At 55.4% G+C, this 16,389-nt stretch carries 17 protein-coding genes; 7 read left to right on the forward strand and 10 right to left on the reverse strand.

Annotation, left to right across the window (positions count from 1 at the left end):
- The first annotated feature begins 35 nt into the window (after positions 1–35).
- The 7 genes from OS190_RS15895 to OS190_RS15925 all read left to right on the forward strand — a co-directional run bounded on the left by OS190_RS15895 (position 36) and on the right by OS190_RS15925 (position 7,392).
- The gene (locus OS190_RS15895; RefSeq protein WP_267159705.1) at positions 36–1,403 is read left to right on the forward strand and encodes a 1-acyl-sn-glycerol-3-phosphate acyltransferase; all 1,368 of its coding nucleotides are present in this window, start codon (positions 36–38) and stop codon (positions 1,401–1,403) included.
- Between the two features lie 143 nt (positions 1,404–1,546).
- Positions 1,547–2,827, forward strand: coding sequence for a crotonyl-CoA carboxylase/reductase (gene ccrA / locus OS190_RS15900; protein WP_267159706.1), 1,281 nt, complete (start codon positions 1,547–1,549; stop codon positions 2,825–2,827).
- Between the two features lie 370 nt (positions 2,828–3,197).
- Positions 3,198–3,917: a helix-turn-helix transcriptional regulator gene (locus OS190_RS15905; RefSeq protein ID WP_267159707.1), complete on the forward strand. Its 720-nt coding sequence runs from the start codon at positions 3,198–3,200 to the stop codon at positions 3,915–3,917.
- Between the two features lie 132 nt (positions 3,918–4,049).
- A complete protein-coding gene (locus OS190_RS15910; RefSeq protein ID WP_267159708.1) occupies positions 4,050–4,685 on the forward strand; it encodes an acyl-homoserine-lactone synthase in 636 nt (211 codons plus the stop codon).
- Between the two features lie 51 nt (positions 4,686–4,736).
- Positions 4,737–6,272, forward strand: coding sequence for an ATP-dependent DNA helicase (locus OS190_RS15915; protein ID WP_267159709.1), 1,536 nt, complete (start codon positions 4,737–4,739; stop codon positions 6,270–6,272).
- Entirely contained in the window at positions 6,269–6,964 is a 696-nt protein-coding gene (locus OS190_RS15920; protein ID WP_267159710.1) for an SDR family oxidoreductase, read from the forward strand. Before OS190_RS15915 ends, OS190_RS15920 begins: the two co-directional genes overlap by 4 nt.
- Positions 6,965–7,107: 143 nt before the next feature.
- Entirely contained in the window at positions 7,108–7,392 is a 285-nt protein-coding gene (locus OS190_RS15925) for a hypothetical protein (protein ID WP_267159711.1), read from the forward strand.
- A gap of 77 nt (positions 7,393–7,469) precedes the next feature.
- On the opposite strand, the gene OS190_RS15930 is transcribed toward OS190_RS15925, so the two are convergent.
- The 10 genes from OS190_RS15930 to OS190_RS15975 form a co-directional block, all read right to left on the reverse strand.
- Positions 7,470–8,228: a TIGR02186 family protein gene (locus tag OS190_RS15930; protein WP_267159712.1), complete on the reverse strand. Its 759-nt coding sequence runs from the start codon at positions 8,226–8,228 to the stop codon at positions 7,470–7,472.
- Entirely contained in the window at positions 8,228–9,142 is a 915-nt protein-coding gene (locus tag OS190_RS15935; RefSeq protein ID WP_267159713.1) for a sulfite exporter TauE/SafE family protein, read from the reverse strand. Before OS190_RS15935 ends, OS190_RS15930 begins: the two co-directional genes overlap by 1 nt.
- Positions 9,143–9,242: 100 nt before the next feature.
- A complete protein-coding gene (locus tag OS190_RS15940) occupies positions 9,243–10,211 on the reverse strand; it encodes an ABC transporter permease (RefSeq protein WP_267159714.1) in 969 nt (322 codons plus the stop codon).
- Positions 10,211–11,317, reverse strand: a complete 1,107-nt coding sequence (locus tag OS190_RS15945; RefSeq protein ID WP_267159715.1) for an ABC transporter permease — start codon at positions 11,315–11,317, stop codon at positions 10,211–10,213. Before OS190_RS15945 ends, OS190_RS15940 begins: the two co-directional genes overlap by 1 nt.
- Before the next feature lies 1 nt (position 11,318).
- Entirely contained in the window at positions 11,319–12,953 is a 1,635-nt protein-coding gene (locus OS190_RS15950; protein WP_267159716.1) for an ABC transporter ATP-binding protein, read from the reverse strand.
- Positions 12,954–13,952 (reverse strand): BMP family lipoprotein, encoded by a 999-nt coding sequence (locus OS190_RS15955; RefSeq protein WP_267159717.1) that lies wholly within the window; start codon positions 13,950–13,952, stop codon positions 12,954–12,956. It lies immediately after the preceding gene.
- A 147-nt stretch (positions 13,953–14,099) separates the two neighbouring features.
- Positions 14,100–14,510 (reverse strand): GNAT family N-acetyltransferase, encoded by a 411-nt coding sequence (locus tag OS190_RS15960; RefSeq protein WP_267159718.1) that lies wholly within the window; start codon positions 14,508–14,510, stop codon positions 14,100–14,102.
- Positions 14,507–15,190, reverse strand: a complete 684-nt coding sequence (gene tsaB, locus OS190_RS15965) for a tRNA (adenosine(37)-N6)-threonylcarbamoyltransferase complex dimerization subunit type 1 TsaB (RefSeq protein ID WP_267159719.1) — start codon at positions 15,188–15,190, stop codon at positions 14,507–14,509. Before tsaB ends, OS190_RS15960 begins: the two co-directional genes overlap by 4 nt.
- Before the next feature lie 11 nt (positions 15,191–15,201).
- The gene (locus OS190_RS15970) at positions 15,202–15,762 is read right to left on the reverse strand and encodes a NifU family protein (protein WP_267159720.1); all 561 of its coding nucleotides are present in this window, start codon (positions 15,760–15,762) and stop codon (positions 15,202–15,204) included.
- A 111-nt stretch (positions 15,763–15,873) separates the two neighbouring features.
- Positions 15,874–16,332 (reverse strand): universal stress protein, encoded by a 459-nt coding sequence (locus tag OS190_RS15975; protein WP_267159721.1) that lies wholly within the window; start codon positions 16,330–16,332, stop codon positions 15,874–15,876.
- Positions 16,333–16,389: the final 57 nt, after the last annotated feature.

A 16,389-nucleotide genomic window follows, 5' to 3' on the forward strand; every position in this document is an offset into this window, starting at 1 on the left:
TTGTTCTTGCCACCCTTCACTGCAAGGGTGTCGACATGACGCAGACCGTAGAACTCCCGCTTTGGCTTTTTGTCCTGATCATGCTGTTCGCAGCTGTCACAGCCCTGAGCCACTTTCTGTTGCCATCGGTGCGTTGGTTCTTTCGCAGGCGCCTGGAGAAAGCTGTCAAACGCCTGAACACCCGCCTGAAGCGCCCAATCGAACCTTTCAAGCTGGCCCGTCGCTATGACATGATACAGCGGCTGATTTATGATCCCGAAGTCTCGCGTGAAATCGTCAACTATGCCCGCAGTAACGGGGTGCCCGAAAATGTGGCTTTTGAGAAAGCACGCGAATATGCACGAGAAATCGTTCCCAGCTTTTCTGCAGTGGCTTATTTCAGTTTTGGTATCCGGCTTGCCCGGATGTTGGCAAAAGCGATTTATCGGGTCGAAACCGCCCAAACGAATGACAGGATCTTTGGTGAAATTCCCAAAGAGGCGACCGTCATTTTTGTCATGAACCACCGCAGCAACATGGACTATATGCTGGTGACCTATCTCGCTGCGCGGGATTCTGCTCTGTCCTATGCGGTGGGCGAATGGGCGCGGGTCTGGCCGTTGAGTTGGCTGATCAAATCACTGGGGGCATATTTTATCCGCCGTCGGTCCCGTGGTGCCCTGTATCGCAAGGTGCTGGCCCGGTATGTACAAATGGCGACGGAAGGTGGTGTAAACCAAGCGTTCTATCCCGAAGGTGGCCTTAGCCTGACAGGGCGCATCCAGAAACCCAAAATGGGATTGATGTCCTATCTTGTGGAAGGGTTTGACCCCCAGGGTTCGCGCGACGTGGTGTTTGTACCTGTGGCAATAAATTATGACCGCGTGCTCGAAGATACCGTGCTGATCGCTGCGGACAAACGTGGCGACAGGCGCTTCGGTGCGCGCATCTCGGTCGTGGTGGGGTTCATTCTGCGCAATCTCTGGCAGCGGCTGACGCGGCAAGAAAGCCGTTTTGGCACTGCGGCAGTTGCTTTTGGTGCACCATTATCCTTGCGCGAGGCCGGACCAGACCCACAGGTCGAAGCCTTGTCTTGCGAATTGATGTCACGGGTTGAGGATGTGATGCCGGTCCTCGCCGTACCCGCAGTGTGTCACGCGCTGTTGCATGACGGGCCTGTTCCAGACGAAGACATCGCTGTACGGGCAGGGGCGCTGTTTGATGCCGCGCCAAAGGGTGCAGCCATCGTAAAGCCCGCGCAACGGGCACTGGAGATCGCCAAAGCATTGGAAAGTCTGACCAAACGGGGGCTTGTCGAAAAACGCGGTACGGCGTGGCATGTCATACCCAAATACCAGTCGGTGCTGGTTTTCTATGCGAATTCCATCGCCCATCATTTTGAAAAGGATGCTGCAAGCGCATAGAAGTTTCTGCACGTGCGGGGTCATAAAGTTGCAAAAAACATCGTTGCAGGGTTGCATTATTGCGTATCGCCCCATATTCCACTGAGGCATAGGCGCGATTCTGCGTCGCGGCAATTCAGACACTCTATCCACAGGAGGCCCGCATGGCACTCGATACTTCCATCGCGCAATATGATGCACCGGAAAAGGATCTCTACGAGGTCGGTGAAATACCGCCGATGGGTCATGTGCCAAAGCAGATGTATGCCTGGGCGATCCGGCGTGAACGTCACGGCAAGCCGGATACGGCGATGCTGGAAGAGGTTGTCGATGTGCCAGAACTGGACAGCCAGGACGTACTGGTTCTCGTGATGGCGGCAGGTGTGAACTACAATGGCGTTTGGGCGTCTCTGGGTGAACCGATCAGCCCGTTTGACGGCCACAAGCAACCTTATCATATCGCCGGTTCCGATGCAGCGGGCATTGTCTGGGCTGTGGGTGACAAGGTCAAGCGCTGGAAAGTCGGTGACGAGGTAGTGATCCACTGCAATCAGGATGACGGCGATGACGAGGAATGTAACGGTGGCGACCCGATGTATTCCCCCACGCAGCGTATTTGGGGCTATGAGACACCGGACGGATCCTTCAGCCAATTCACACGTGTCCAGTCGCAACAGTTGATGCCGCGCCCCAAGCACCTGACATGGGAAGAAGCGGCCTGCTACACGCTGACACTTGCCACCGCTTACCGGATGTTGTTTGGCCACGAACCGCATGATTTGAAGCCGGGCCAGAACGTGTTGGTCTGGGGGGCATCAGGTGGTTTGGGGTCATATGCGATTCAATTGATCAATACGGCCGGGGCCAATGCCATCGGTGTTATCTCGGACGAAACCAAACGCGACTTCGTCATGGATCTTGGGGCCAAGGGGGTGCTCAACCGCAAGGACTTCAATTGCTGGGGCCAATTACCCAAGGTTGGCAGTGAGGAATATGCGGCCTGGTTTCAGGAAACCCGTAAATTCGGCAAGGCCATCTGGGACATTACCGGTAAAGGGGTAAACGTCGACATGGTGTTCGAGCATCCCGGTGAAGCGACATTCCCGGTTTCCACCTTTGTTGTGAAAAAGGGCGGCATGGTAGTGATCTGCGCTGGGACCTCAGGCTTTAATCTGACATTTGACGTGCGTTACATGTGGATGCATCAGAAACGTCTTCAGGGGAGCCACTTTGCCCACCTCAAGCAGGCGGCTTCTGCCAACAAGCTGATGCTTGAACGGCGCTTGGATCCTTGCATGTCCGAAGTTTTTGCTTGGAACGATTTACCCGAAGCGCACATGAAAATGCTGCGAAACGAACATAAGCCCGGCAATATGTCCGTGCTGGTACAGGCTCCCACCACTGGGTTGCGCACGCTCGAAGACGCATTGGATGCAGGCAAATAAGATCTGATTGTTTCCGCCTTGGAAACGGTAACCCGCGAATCGCTTTGGTGAGTCGCGGGTTTTTCGTGGGGAAATTCAACTTTCAACGGGATCAAAGGCTTGGCAAAACGGCCCTCACCATTTGTGGGGAGTGAAAACCAGCGAATTTCTTAACCCAATTCGCACATGCTATGGTTGTATTAACGTTCTGTTAATCATTTGGAAGCGAGGCTACCTATGCGAAGTGACTGGATATTGGACGTTCTTGCCGATTTGAAAACCTTTGCTCTGTCGTCCGATTTGCACGCTTTAGCAGAACAATTGGATGACACAGCAATTGTTGCCCTGGCCGAGATCGCCTCCCTTGAAGAGAGGACGCAAGCGCATAGGCATGGCCGAGACAAAGCAACTGGAAGTCATTCTGGAGAATTTGGAGCAAGCTGAAACACTTGCAGGGCTGCAGGAGGCAACAGAAGCGTTGCGGCGTCATCTGGGGATCGCTCATATCGTTTATCACTGGGTCGATTCAGCCGGCGATCAATATGGCTGCGGGACCTATTCCGCAGAATGGCAACAACGCTACATTGCACTGAATTACCTTCGTATTGATCCGGTTGTTTTGGGTTGTTTCCAACGGTTTCATCCCGTCGACTGGAAACAGCTGGATTGGTCGTCTAAAGCCGCCCGTGCCTTTCAGACCGAGTCGATAAAATACGGAGTTGGAAATCAGGGGTACTCAATTCCGGTGCGCGGTCCTAACGGACAATTTGCCTTGTTTACGGTGAACGATTCCTGTGGCGACGAAGAATGGTCGGACTTTACCCAGAAATATCATCGCGAACTGATCCTGATCGCATATTTTCTGAATCAGAAGGCGCTTGAACTTGAACCGGATCGCACGCCGGAAGTTGCCCAGGCTCTCAGTCCTCGTGAAGTGGATGCAATGACGTTGCTTGCCATCGGATACAGCCGGGCGCAGGTCGCAAATTCACTGTCGATTTCGGAACATACCCTGCGCGTCTACATCGAAAGCGCACGATTCAAGCTGGGCGCATTGAATACGACCCACGCAGTCGCACGCGCGCTCAGCCGAGGCTTGATCGTCATCTGATCGCCAAGAAAGCTGGACCATTATGATGCGCTGCGTTGCGTTTATTGATCACGCGCCGAACGTCTAATTCAGGTTCCATTAACCTTCGGTGCAGTAACTCATCGGTCTTGTGTTTTCAGACCGGAGAACTTCATGCTGCGTTACCTCTATGCCGATCAATTGCAGGGCCACCCCCACCTTGCAAAGACCATGTTTCGTGACCGCGCCGATCAATTCAAGACACGCCTGAATTGGGCGGTCCAGGTCGATGACCAGGGCGAAGAACGCGATTGCTATGACGCCCTGAACCCGCTTTATGTGATCTGGCAGGAAGCCGACGGCAGCCACGGAGGTTCGATGCGGTTATTGCCAACGACTGGTCCGGTGATGGTGAACGACCATTTTGGCCAACTGATCCAGGGTCCAATCGTCAGCCCCCTGATCTGGGAATGCACGCGTTTTTGTCTCAAACGTGGGGTGGGTCCCCATGTCGCCGCAGCGCTGATGCTGGGAGGTGGAGAAATCATGCAGGGTTTTGGTGTTAAGCATTTTGTCGGTGTTTTTGATGCACGCATGGTGCGGATTTACCGGATGATTGGTTCTTCTCCCGAAGTTTTGGGTAGTGAAGGGGAAGGGAGAGCGCAAATTTCTGTCGGATTATGGCATTTCTCTTCAGAAGCCCAAGCACAGGTCAGCGCCCGCGCGGGCATCACGCCAGAACAGTCCCGATTCTGGTTTAACGCAGCGATGGGCGGATTGAGATACCACCGCTGGTCAAAATCAGCGTGAGCCGGCGCAATGGCGCTGGCCCCCCCTGACTGCCTTGCGTAAACATGGTGCATGGAAATTGCGCTAACTTATTCTGACGATCAGGCGGTTGCCTTTGACGCCGTGGCCGAGATGCTGCGCAGTGCTGGCATTGATCTGGAGGAAAACCTGCTTATGCCCCCGTCGGGGAACGCGGATCAGGCAATGGCGGTAACGGGCAAGGCCGGATCAGGGAAAACATTGCTCTTGGCGGAACTCTACAAGGCAATGGAAGCCGCAGGGGTAAATATCGTTTCCGGCGATTATGAAAGCCGCAAGAAAGCGGACAAACGCTCGCTTGCGATTCTCGCACCCACAAACAAGGCGGCCAGCGTTTTGCGGCTACGCGGGGTGCCGGCCACGACGATACATCGTATTTTGTATACGCCCGTTTATGACCCGGAATATGAGCGGATCGCCGAATGGCTTGCCGGAAATGGCGAACGACCAGAGATTGAAGGGCTGACAGAAATCTCACTCGACCGTGCCGCAGCTTTTTATGCAAATAACAAATCCATCCCAGGCGCCTTGGCGGCGGCCGGTCTGCGTGGGTCGGATTTCATTACCGGCTGGAAACGGCGGGAAGAACCGCTCGACATTGGGTTTGTTGATGAATCCTCGATGTTGGATGATAAGCAATTCGAAGACCTCAAAGAGATTTTTCCAACACTTCTGTTGTTTGGTGATCCCGCGCAATTGGCACCGGTGAATCAATCCGGCACCATGGTATTTGAAAAGCTGCCGCAAGAACGGGTAATGAACCTTAACCGGATTTTCCGTCAGGACGCTGGCAATCCGATTCTTGATCTGGCCCATGCGCTGGCTGATCCTGAACTGAGTTTCCACCAGTTTGAACAAATGGTCGAAGAGGCGGCGAAAAAGGATGATCGTGTGGTATGGGGTCAACGGGTCGAGGTTGATCTGATGGCCCGTTCCCCCGTGCTGGTATGGCGCAATGCAACGCGCATTCGTCTGATCAATGCCTTCCGTTCGGTGCACGGCGCCCCGGAGGATGCGCTGTTGGCTGGCGAACCATTGATCTGTGACGGCATTGAGCTGCCGCTCAAACACCGCAAAAAGCGGTTGGACCTGGAAGCAAGGGGCTTGATCAAGGGCGCACAGGTTATTTACCTTGGCGAGGGGCGCAAACCGGGTTTCAGCCGCCTGCATGTGATGGGGGCCGAAGACCCGCAGCTAAGCGCAGCGTCGATCGTAAAGATTGAAAAACCCGATGAAGAAGAACCGTTTATCCCCTTCGCCGCGCGGATGGGCGCGACGTTCCTGCATGGGGCTGCAGTCACGATCCACAAAGCGCAGGGTTCGCAGTGGGAGACAGTGCAGGTGTTCGCGCCAGACCTCTATGTCGCGGCGAAAATGGGCCGGATCGAAGCAGGGCAACCCTTGTGGAAACGGCTGGCATATGTGGCCATTACCCGCGCCCAGGAGCGCCTGATCTGGGTTGTGCGCAACCGCTTGTCAAAACCGTCCGGCCCGTTGGCTGTGGATGATCTGCGCTCGGTTCCTGTGGTGCCTTTGACGCTGGATGCCCCTGAGGAGAACTTGTTGTGAAACGATTGATCGTTACCGGAGCCAGCTCGGGTGTTGGCCGTGCAGTTGCTGAATTATTCCTGAAAGAAGGATGGTCTGTCGGCTTGATCGCGCGCCGCGCAGATGCGTTGCACCAGATCGCGACGCACCATGACAACGCGGTTGTCCTGCCTGCCGATGTGACGGATGCGCAGGCACTTGAAGCAGCGTTTGACAGCTTCGGTGCGCCGGATGTGCTGTTTAACAATGCTGGTATTTTTGGTCCCAGCGCCCCCATCGATGAGATCGCGATCGAAGATTGGGAACAGGTGTTGATGGTCAATTTACACGGCATGTTTCTGGCCGCGCGACTTGCGTTTGGCGCGATGCGGCGTAGTGGCGGCGGACGGATCATCAATAACGGGTCGATTTCAGCTCATACGCCCCGTGCAGGCTCGGTCTGTTATACGACAACGAAACACGCAATCACGGGATTAACAAAATCCCTGTCCTTGGATGGACGCCCGTTCGACATCGCCTGTGGCCAGATCGACATTGGTAATGCCGAAACCGAAATGGTCGCAAACCTGAAAAAGCGTGACCCGGATTTACTGACTATGGATGTCTCGCATGCTGCCAATGCCGTCCTTCACATGGCATTGCTGCCGCCTGAGGCAAATGTACAATTCATGACGGTGATGGCGACCAAGATGCCCTACATTGGTCGAGGTTGACCAGGTAATCCGCCCGAAATCACTGTGCCGCGGTTGCCGCCAGTGCAGCAAGAGGCTTGATTTGATCTCCAACGACCCGCACCATGTGCTGAGATACTGTATTTGCAAAGTATCCAGAGTGTCACGCAATGGGGGATCGCGCGATGGCCGACAAAGCACAAGAAGCATTGAAACTGGCGCAAGAAGCGACAAAGAAAGTGGGCGTCCTGGAGAAAGAAATCGCTGGTATGAAAAAGGTGATGGAACAGTTTGCCCGAGACATGACAAAGAATGGAACGGCTCATCAGGACTATGTCAACAAGAGTATCGCCGATGTGAACAAGGCGATTGAGCGGTATGCCAAGGATATGGCGAAGTACGAATCCAACCAACAAGCTACTTTCGATAAAGAAATAGCGGAACTTAAGAAAAAGATCGAAAAACGCTAGAATCCGTATCGGTGATCCGATCGCCCAAGGGTTTTTCGGCTCCAACCGCCTTCACCTTGCCGCCTCGGACAGGGGTGTCACCGTCTGAATGCCGAGAATATTGCCGACGCACCCCAGCCGGCTGCAATGGCAATTGCCAAGGACATCAAGCCATAAAGAAACGCGTTTTCGCGTGACAGGGTGTACAACCACCGTTCCATACCAACTTTGCGCACATATATGCTGGTCTCGTATTTTGATACAACTTCGCCGCCACGGGTCAGGAAGATACGGGTTTGATAATCTCCCTCCGTCAAGGCAGCAGGCAGTTTGATCGCGGTGCGAAACAGCGTTTCTTCATCAACGCTGACGGTACCCTCGTTGAGTTGGTACTGGTTCGAGGCGGTCTTGATGCGGATCAACGCTTCTGTAAAGCTTTCGCTGTTGGTTATATTCATCGGCGCACCGACAGAACGGATCGCACGGGGAATCGAGATTTCGTGGCGCTGGTCTTCTGTTTCGGTCACTGACATTCCCAACAGCGTACTGCTGGACACAGCATAAAAACCGGGGGCGCTGTCGACTTCTACGGCATCAGTGTTGATCCAGATGCCCAGTCGTTTTTCCTTGCGCCGCACGACGACAGGTTCGAAGGGACCCGCGACCGTCACGATCACCTGCAAAGGTGGATCCGTGGGGATCGGCTCTTCCCGTTTTACGGCTCCAAAGATGAGGATCTCTGATCCATCAAAGTTGGTATTGATGGATACCTGATCTTTACTGAGCCCAAGAACGACCTCTTCGGCAAAGACCGGCTGCGTCACAAGCAAGATAAGAGAAATGAAAAGAGCACGCATCAGTGACCGCCCGCCGCGCCAAGCGAATAAAGCTCACTGGGTTGTACCAGCAAATCAAAAGCCAACTTGCCACAGACGGCCAAAACCATGATCGCCAAGAGGATGCGCAGCTGCTCGGCTTTCATCTTGACCCCGATACGAGTCCCGATCTGTGCGCCAATGACGCCACCGACCAGCAACAGGACCGCCAGCACGATGTCGACAGTAAAATTCGTCGTGGCATGCAACATGGTTGTGAATGCAGTCACAAATATGATCTGGAACAGGGAGGTGCCAACAACCACTTTGGTTGGCATGCCCAGAAGATAAATCATTGCCGGCACCATGATAAAACCACCGCCGACACCCATGATTGCAGCCAGAACACCGACGGCAATGCCGACAATCACTGGCGGGATAACGGAAATATACAGACCTGAAACGCGAAACCGCATCTTGAACGGCAGTCCGTGGATCCAGTTGTGTTTCTTACGGGCGGGCGGTTTGCCTTTTTTGGTGTTACGGATCGCATTCAGCGATTCAATGAACATCAACCCGCCAATAACGCCAAGAAATACAACATAACACAGTTTGACCAGCAGATCGACCTGGCCCAGTGCCTTTAGATAGTTGAACATCCAGACACCCAAGGCTGCGCCGATCAGACCACCGATCAACAGAACGGTGCCCATCCTGAGGTCCACCGTCTTGCGTTTGAAATGGGCGAGGACGCCTGAGAAAGAAGAAGCGACAATCTGGTTCGCCTCTGTGGCCACTGCCACGGCGGGTGGGATGCCAATAAAAAACAGGAGCGGTGTCATCAGAAAGCCACCGCCAACGCCAAACATGCCGGAAAGTATACCAACCAAACCGCCAAGCCCCAACAAAAGAAAGGCGTTGACCGATACTTCGGCGATGGGAAGATAGATTTGCATGGCATCCCTTAGCGCGATGGGTATTTCAAATCAACGGTTCACGCAGCAATGCTGCAATAAGGACTGAAAGGTAATTAAAACTGGTCTTATTCCAGCTAAGTCATCGTTCTTTCACATAGGGTTCGCCGCCTGCACGCGGGGGAATTGCCTTGCCGACAAAGCCGGCCAATATGACAACTGTCATGATATAGGGGAGGGCACCCAGCAGTTGACCCTGGACCTTCATGCCGATCAGCGCTTCGATCACGTCAGGCCGCGTTTCCAATGCGCCGAATAGTCCAAACAACAGCGTCGCCCAAAGCGCGTACCAGGGGCGCCATTTGGCAAATATCAGGGCGGCAAGCGCGATAAATCCGCGACCCGCTGACATGTCTTTGACAAAACCGGCCTGCAGGGCGGTGCTCAGGTAGGCACCGGCAACGCCGCATAGAATACCGCAGATGCCAACGGCGGCATAGCGTAAGCCGACCACTGAAATCCCGGCTGTATCCACCGAAGCAGGATTTTCACCCACAGCGCGCAAACGCAGACCGAAACGCGTGCGATAAAGCAACCACCAGGTCAAAGGTACGGCTGCAAAGGCCAAATAAACAAGGATCGAATGGCCCGAGATCAACTCGCTATACAGGGGGCCGATGATGGGGGTGTCGGCCATGGCATCTGCACCGGGCAGAGTGATCCCTTCGAAACGCGCGCCCCCGACGAGGGATGGTGTACGCCCGCCCTGTTGAAACCAGTCTTGCGCGATGAGGACAGTCATTCCCGCCGCAAGAAAGTTAATCGCAACCCCCGAGATAAGTTGGTTCCCACGAAAGGTAATGGAAGCAAGCCCGTGCAACCCCGAGAGCAGCAGCGATGCGCCGATCCCAGCCATCAAACCTATCCAGACGTTGCCAGTGAGCGATGCGATCGCAGCGGAAAAGAATGCTGCCGCGAGCATTTTGCCCTCAAGGCCGATGTCGAAAATGCCTGCTCTTTCGCTGAAGAGTCCGGCCAGACAGGCAAGCAAAAGCGGGGTGGCAAGCCGCACGGTCGAGTCGAGCAACTGGATGAAAGTCAGATAGTCCATCAGCCTGCTCCTCTCGTTTTACGTCGGCGCAGTGCGAGAAAAACCTTTTCAAGCGGAATGCGGACCATGTTGTCCAGCGCGCCGGTAAAGAGGATAACAAGGGCTTGGATGACCACGATCAACTCACGTGGAATCGACGTCCACAGGGCGAGTTCCGCGCCCCCCTGGTAAAGAAACCCGAACAGGATTGCCGCGATGAACACACCCAAAGGATGAGAACGGCCCATCAATGCCACGGCGATACCAATGAAACCTGCACCTTCGGTTGAGTTAAGTACCAGCCGCTCTGCTTCTCCCATCACGTTGTTGGTCGCCATCATCCCGGCCAATGCGCCAGAGATGATCATCGCAATCATGGTGATTTTGACCGGTGAAATCCCTGCATATCTGGCGGCGGATTCCGAATGGCCGTAAGCGCGGATTTCATACCCCAGGCGGGTACGCCAGATCAGCACCCAAAGCGCGAAACAGGCGGCTACCGCGACCAGCAACGAAACATTGGCGGGCGCGGCTTTGGAAAAGGCGATGCCCAAAGGTGCCAGCAAATCGTGGAGTGTCGGCAGGTTGGTGGCATCAGGGAAACGCGCCGTTGCCGGGTCCATCGACCCTTTGGGGCGCAGCATGTTCACCAACACATAATTCAGCAAGGCGGCTGCGATAAAATTGAACATGATTGTTGTGATCACGATGTGACTGCCACGTTTTGCCTGTAACCATGCGGGAATCGCAGCCCAGACCGCACCGAATAATCCGGCCATAAAGGCAGCGCCGATCAGTGCCAGCGACCAATGGGGCCAGGGAATGTAGAGACAGGCAAGCGCCACGCCAAGACCGCCAAGCATCGCTTGACCTTCGCCGCCGATATTGAACAGGCGGGCATGAAACGCGATGGAGACCGCCAGCCCCGTGAACATGAAGTTTGTCGCGTAATACAGGGTATAGCCCCAGCCATAGGTCGACCCCAGCGCCCCGGTAACCATCAGTTTAACCGCCGCCACGGGGTCTTCACCGATGGCAAGAATAACCAGCGCCGAGATGATTGCGGCAAGCAATAGCGATATCAATGGCACAAGCACCACTTCGGCCCATTTTGGCATCACGTCCATGCTATGTCCTCTTTTCCGCCGAGGCCGCTTTCGCCAGATTGGCTTCCACCTCGGCCACGGAATGTGGTGCGTCAGTATCGGTGATGCCTGCCATCAACAGGCCCAGTTCTTTCTCGTCGGTATCCTGTGGCAATCGCTCGCCCATCACCCGGCCATCAAACATCACAGCAATCCTGTCGCTCAGTGCAAGGATTTCCTCCAGTTCCACCGAGACCAGAAGGATCGCCTTGCCTTGATCACGCAGGGCAACGATCTGTTGATGGATGAATTCAATGGCACCGATGTCGACGCCGCGGGTCGGTTGGCCGATCAGCAGCAGATCGGGATTGCGCTCGATCTCGCGGGCGAGAACGATCTTTTGCTGGTTACCCCCAGAGAAATTCTTGGCCGCGAGTTTAGGGTTCGGTGGCCTGACATCGAAACGCTCCATCTTTCCCGTCGTGTCGTCCCGAATGGCTGTGTTATTCATCAACAGACCCGCACGATAGGCAGGATCATGATGATATCCAAAAGCGGTATTTTCCCATGCCTGATACTCCATGATCAGGCCTTCGCGCTGGCGATCCTCAGGCACATGGGCAATTCCGTGATTGCGTCGGGATTGCCCGTCTGACAAATGGCCGGTCAGGTCCAACAATTCGCCGTTCAGTCGAACTTCACCAGTGCCGCCCTGATAGCCGCCCAGCACTTCAAGCAGCTCTGACTGTCCGTTGCCTGCGACACCTGCGATGCCCAGAATTTCACCGGCACAGACTTGAAGATCCACACCGCGCAAACGTTCGACGCCCTTGTCGTCTATGACTGTCAGACCCTTGATGTCCAGAACTACTTCGCCGGTTTGTGCAGGTGTCTTGTCTACCCGCAACAGCACTTTGCGCCCGACCATAAGTTCGGCCAGTTCGGCTGGGGATGTCTCGCTTGTCTTTACAGTTGCTGTCATCTCCCCGCGGCGCATCACGGACACCGTATCAGTTGTCTCCATGATCTCGCGCAGTTTGTGGGTGATCAAGATGATGGTTTTGCCCTCGGATTTCAGGCGTCCGAGGATGCGGAACAGCTGGTCCGCTTCGGCAGGGGTCAAAACACCCGTCGGTTCATCCAGAATCAGGATGTCGGCTTGACGATATAGTGCCTTGAGGATCTCGACCCGCTGCTGCATCCCCACACCAATGTCCTGGATCAATGCATCTGGATCGACGTTCAACCCATAATCATTGGCCAGTTCAACCAGCGTGCGCCGTGCCTTGGCCAACGACGGTTTCAATAACCGCCCGTCTTCGGCACCTAGAATGATATTTTCAAGTACCGTGAAATTCTCAACCAGTTTGAAATGCTGGAACACCATCCCGATGCCCGCTGCGATTGCCGCCTGGCTGTCGGGGATTTCGGTTCTGGAACCGTTGATCCAGATCTCGCCTTTATCGGCCTTGTAAAACCCATAGAGGATCGACATCAGCGTCGATTTTCCCGCGCCGTTTTCCCCGATGATGCCGTGGATCGTGCCGGGCATCACACGGATCGAGATGTCCTTGTTGGCCTGAACCGGGCCAAAAGCCTTGGAAATGCCTTTCAGCTCGATCGCGGGCGCAGTGGAAGCGGCAGTTGCCTGCCGCTCCGTTGTCGTTTCAGGCGTCACTTAGAAGCTCAGCGCTGGGCAGGAATCATCTGAGCTATAGTCGTGCACTGTCAGAGATCCATCGGCAATCTTTGCAGCGGCTGCATCCACCGTTGATTGCATCTCTGCACTGACGAGATCCTTGTTGTTTTCGTCCATCGCATAGCCGACACCACCATTTGCAAGTGTCATGGTGAAGTTCCCTGTCTCAAGATCTGTGCCCTGCTTCATGGCATCATAGACAGCGTTGTCCACACGCTTGAGCATGGATGTCAGGACCTTGCCCGGATGCAGGTGGTTCTGGTTGCTATCGACGCCAATGGACAGGATCCCTTCGTCCGCTGCGGTTTGCAGAACACCAACGCCTGTCCCACCAGCCGCAGCAAATACCACGTCTGAACCCTGTGAAATCTGCGCCTTGGTCAACTCGGAGCCTTTGACCGGGTCATTCCACGCGGCAGGCGTTGTGCCTGTCATATTCGCGATGACCTTGACATCAGGGTCGGCCGCAACGGCACCCTGCGCATAGCCGCAGGCAAATTTGCGGATCAGTGGAATGTCCATGCCACCAATGAAGCTGACGGTGCCAGATTTTGAGGCTTGTGCCGCCATCATGCCAACAAGGTATGACCCTTCGTGTTCGGCAAAACCGATGCCGCGCACATTTGGCAGGTCAAGCCAGTTGACATCAACAACAGCAAATTTCGTGTCGGGATAATCGCTGGCCACCTGGCTCAGGGCATCTGCAAACGCAAAGCCGGTCATCACGATCGGGTTTGCACCGGCTTCGGCAAAGCGGCGCAGGGCCTGCTCACGCTGGGCTTCGGATTGCAGTTCGATGTCGCGGAAGGTGCCGCCGGTTTCTTCGGCCCAACGCTGCGCGCCGGCAAAGGCAGCTTCGTTGAAGGATTTGTCGAACTTGCCGCCAAGATCGAAGATCAATGCAGGCTCGGCCAATGCGGCTCCGGCGCTCAACGCCACTGCGGCGGCTGCACCCAAAAATTTTGTCATAAGGGTCATGGTATGTCTCCCAGGTTTTTAATGTTGGGGCGGAACCAGCAGTGGCCCCTTGCCCGCGATCAGACGATCAAGGTCAATTTAGGGCGCAGCAAGGGGGCAGGGTCAACCGATTCCTGAAATTTATCGCGTGAAATCAGGCGTCGAACCTCAGGTAACCTTATAGGCCATAACAATAGCATCGACCGAGGTCATGTTTTTGCGGGCATAATAGGCAGTCCGGCGCCCAACTTCTGCAAATCCGAGATTTCGATACAGGCGGCCCGCCGCGGTATTGTCCGCTGCAACTTCCAGAAAGGCGGTGGAGCTGGCCCCTTCAAGCGTGGCCAGCCATTCAAGCATGAGCGCCCGCCCGAGACCCTGTCGATGGAACGCCGGGGCAACCGCGAGGGTCAATAACTCTGATTCACCCGCGATGGTTCGGGTCAGGGCGAAACCGTGTGGGCGGTGGAAAAGCGCAACAGAGGTGCTGTCGAGAAGGCTTTCGAATTCGTCCGCAGACCATGCACGCTCCTGCGGGAATGCTGCGTGATGGATGTCGGCCAGATGTTGCGGTGTCACGCGAGGATCACAGGCGGTTTGTCCCGCGCCGGTGCGGCATCTGGCGCACGGACATAAAGCGGGGCAGGCCGCTGTGTGATGTCGTGCCCCTGAGCGAGTTTCCATGCGGCAATGCGGGCAATGCGCGCCGCGGGATCCTCTGCTGATGTTGTTGGATTGGCGATGGCACCAAGCGCACAGGCGACCTTTTCGGCCAGATGCCCGGTGACCTTCAGATCGGCGCGGCAAAGATGTTCGGGCGGTGACATCGGGTCAATGATTTCTGGCTTGTCGGTGGGGTGCCCGTATCGGAAGGGCTGGGCATAGGCCGCGCCACGCGGGGCTTCGACGATCACCAGTTCCGCGGCGTTTGCTTCGACGGCAAAGGGATCGCGCAACATTTCGAATGAGGAAACCGGGATTGCAGGGATGCCCAGCCCAAGGGCCAAACCACGTGCGGCAGATACGGAAATCCGGATGCCGGTAAAGTTGCCCGGGCCAATGCCGACGCCTATAGCCGTGAGGTCATCATAGCCAAGACCCGACCTTGCAAGTATTTCTTCACAGAGCACAAGAATGCGTTCAGCTTGGCCTTTCGCCATTGCCTCGGTCGCCGACTGTTGCATGGCATCCTGCGCCAAGACAGCAGCCGCGCAATGCGCGGCTGACGTATCAAGGGCAAGGATTGTGGGAAATGGCATCCTCAGGGCGCTCAGGCGACAGGGCGCACTTCTGTCACTTCGGGAATATAGTGGCGCAACAGGTTCTCGATCCCCATCTTCAGTGTCAGTGTGGAGGACGGACAGCCCGCACAGGCACCCTGCATGTGCAGATAGACAACGCCGCGCTCGAACCCGTGGAACGTGATGTCGCCCCCATCCTGCGCAACGGCAGGGCGTACGCGACTGTCGAGAAGTTCAGTGATCTGGGCGACGATTTCGCCGTCATCGCCAGTATGTTCCGCATGACCGGACGAAGGTTTGTGATCTTCGCCCATGACGGGCTGCCCGGATTGGTAATGCTCCATAATGGCGCCCAGAAGCGACGGCTTGATGTGGTCCCATTCGACATTGTCTGCTTTGGTAATTGTCACGAAATCAATGCCGAAGAACACGCCGGTCACGCCTTCGACCGCGAACAAGCGTTTGGCCAGTGGTGACCCACCCGCTGTATCCGCCGTCGGGAAATCGGCGGTTCCGACGTCCAGGACGGACTGGCCGGGCAGGAATTTGAGTGTCGCAGGGTTTGGAGTGGATTCAGTTTGAATAAACATGTGTGCATCCTTTGTCTGGCTACATCACATATGCGAGGCAGTAGCCATGCTTTCAAGTCTTGGAATCATTCTAAACTGCTGAGGCAGCCAGGTCCAGCAAACATTCAAAGCTCAGGTGATCGCTTCGAGCCGCTCTTTGCTCAGGTCGCCGGGGACGATGGTGATTGGTACAGGCAGGCTGCCCGCTGAGCGGGCCAGATGTGTCACCAGGGGGCCAGGTCCTTTTTTCTTGTCGGCCGATGCGCCCAGGACAAGAACGCCAATTTCGGGATCATCGGCAATCTGGGCAATGATTTGATCCACGGGTTCCCCTTCACGGATCACCAATTCGGGATCGACACCCTGCTTGTCGCGCATCCATTTGGCAAATACCTCAAAATGCACCTCGATCCGTTCACGGGCTTCCTCGCGCATGATGTCGCCAACTCCGATCCAGTGATTGAATTCGTCTGGCGGGATGACCGACAATACCGCGACACCGCCACCCGAATGGTTGGCTCTCAGCGCGGCAAAGCGCATCGCATTCAGACATTCGGTGCTGTCATCAAGCACAACGAGGAATTTACGCATATCAGGTCTCCCTTGGCGCGGATCATGGCGCGAGTAGGAGCATCACGCAATCTTTAA

It is taken from the genome of Sulfitobacter sp. F26204 (genome assembly GCF_026410305.1).
In the GTDB taxonomy this organism is placed as follows: Bacteria; Pseudomonadota; Alphaproteobacteria; order Rhodobacterales; family Rhodobacteraceae; genus Sulfitobacter.

Excerpts from the sequence above, each read along its gene's own strand:
- OS190_RS15895 (WP_267159705.1), top strand. The coding sequence starts at position 36 with ATGACGCAGACCGTAGAACTCCCGCTTTGGCTTTTTGTCCTGATCATG.
- ccrA (WP_267159706.1), top strand. The coding sequence starts at position 1,547 with ATGGCACTCGATACTTCCATCGCGCAATATGATGCACCGGAAAAGGAT.
- OS190_RS15905 (WP_267159707.1), top strand. The coding sequence starts at position 3,198 with ATGGCCGAGACAAAGCAACTGGAAGTCATTCTGGAGAATTTGGAGCAA.
- OS190_RS15910 (WP_267159708.1), top strand. The coding sequence starts at position 4,050 with ATGCTGCGTTACCTCTATGCCGATCAATTGCAGGGCCACCCCCACCTT.
- OS190_RS15915 (WP_267159709.1), top strand. The coding sequence starts at position 4,737 with ATGGAAATTGCGCTAACTTATTCTGACGATCAGGCGGTTGCCTTTGAC.
- OS190_RS15925 (WP_267159711.1), top strand. The coding sequence starts at position 7,108 with ATGGCCGACAAAGCACAAGAAGCATTGAAACTGGCGCAAGAAGCGACA.
- OS190_RS15930 (WP_267159712.1), bottom strand. The coding sequence starts at position 8,228 with ATGCGTGCTCTTTTCATTTCTCTTATCTTGCTTGTGACGCAGCCGGTC.
- OS190_RS15935 (WP_267159713.1), bottom strand. The coding sequence starts at position 9,142 with ATGCAAATCTATCTTCCCATCGCCGAAGTATCGGTCAACGCCTTTCTT.
- OS190_RS15940 (WP_267159714.1), bottom strand. The coding sequence starts at position 10,211 with ATGGACTATCTGACTTTCATCCAGTTGCTCGACTCGACCGTGCGGCTT.
- OS190_RS15945 (WP_267159715.1), bottom strand. The coding sequence starts at position 11,317 with ATGGACGTGATGCCAAAATGGGCCGAAGTGGTGCTTGTGCCATTGATA.
- OS190_RS15955 (WP_267159717.1), bottom strand. The coding sequence starts at position 13,952 with ATGACCCTTATGACAAAATTTTTGGGTGCAGCCGCCGCAGTGGCGTTG.
- tsaB (WP_267159719.1), bottom strand. The coding sequence starts at position 15,190 with ATGCCATTTCCCACAATCCTTGCCCTTGATACGTCAGCCGCGCATTGC.
- OS190_RS15970 (WP_267159720.1), bottom strand. The coding sequence starts at position 15,762 with ATGTTTATTCAAACTGAATCCACTCCAAACCCTGCGACACTCAAATTC.
- OS190_RS15975 (WP_267159721.1), bottom strand. The coding sequence starts at position 16,332 with ATGCGTAAATTCCTCGTTGTGCTTGATGACAGCACCGAATGTCTGAAT.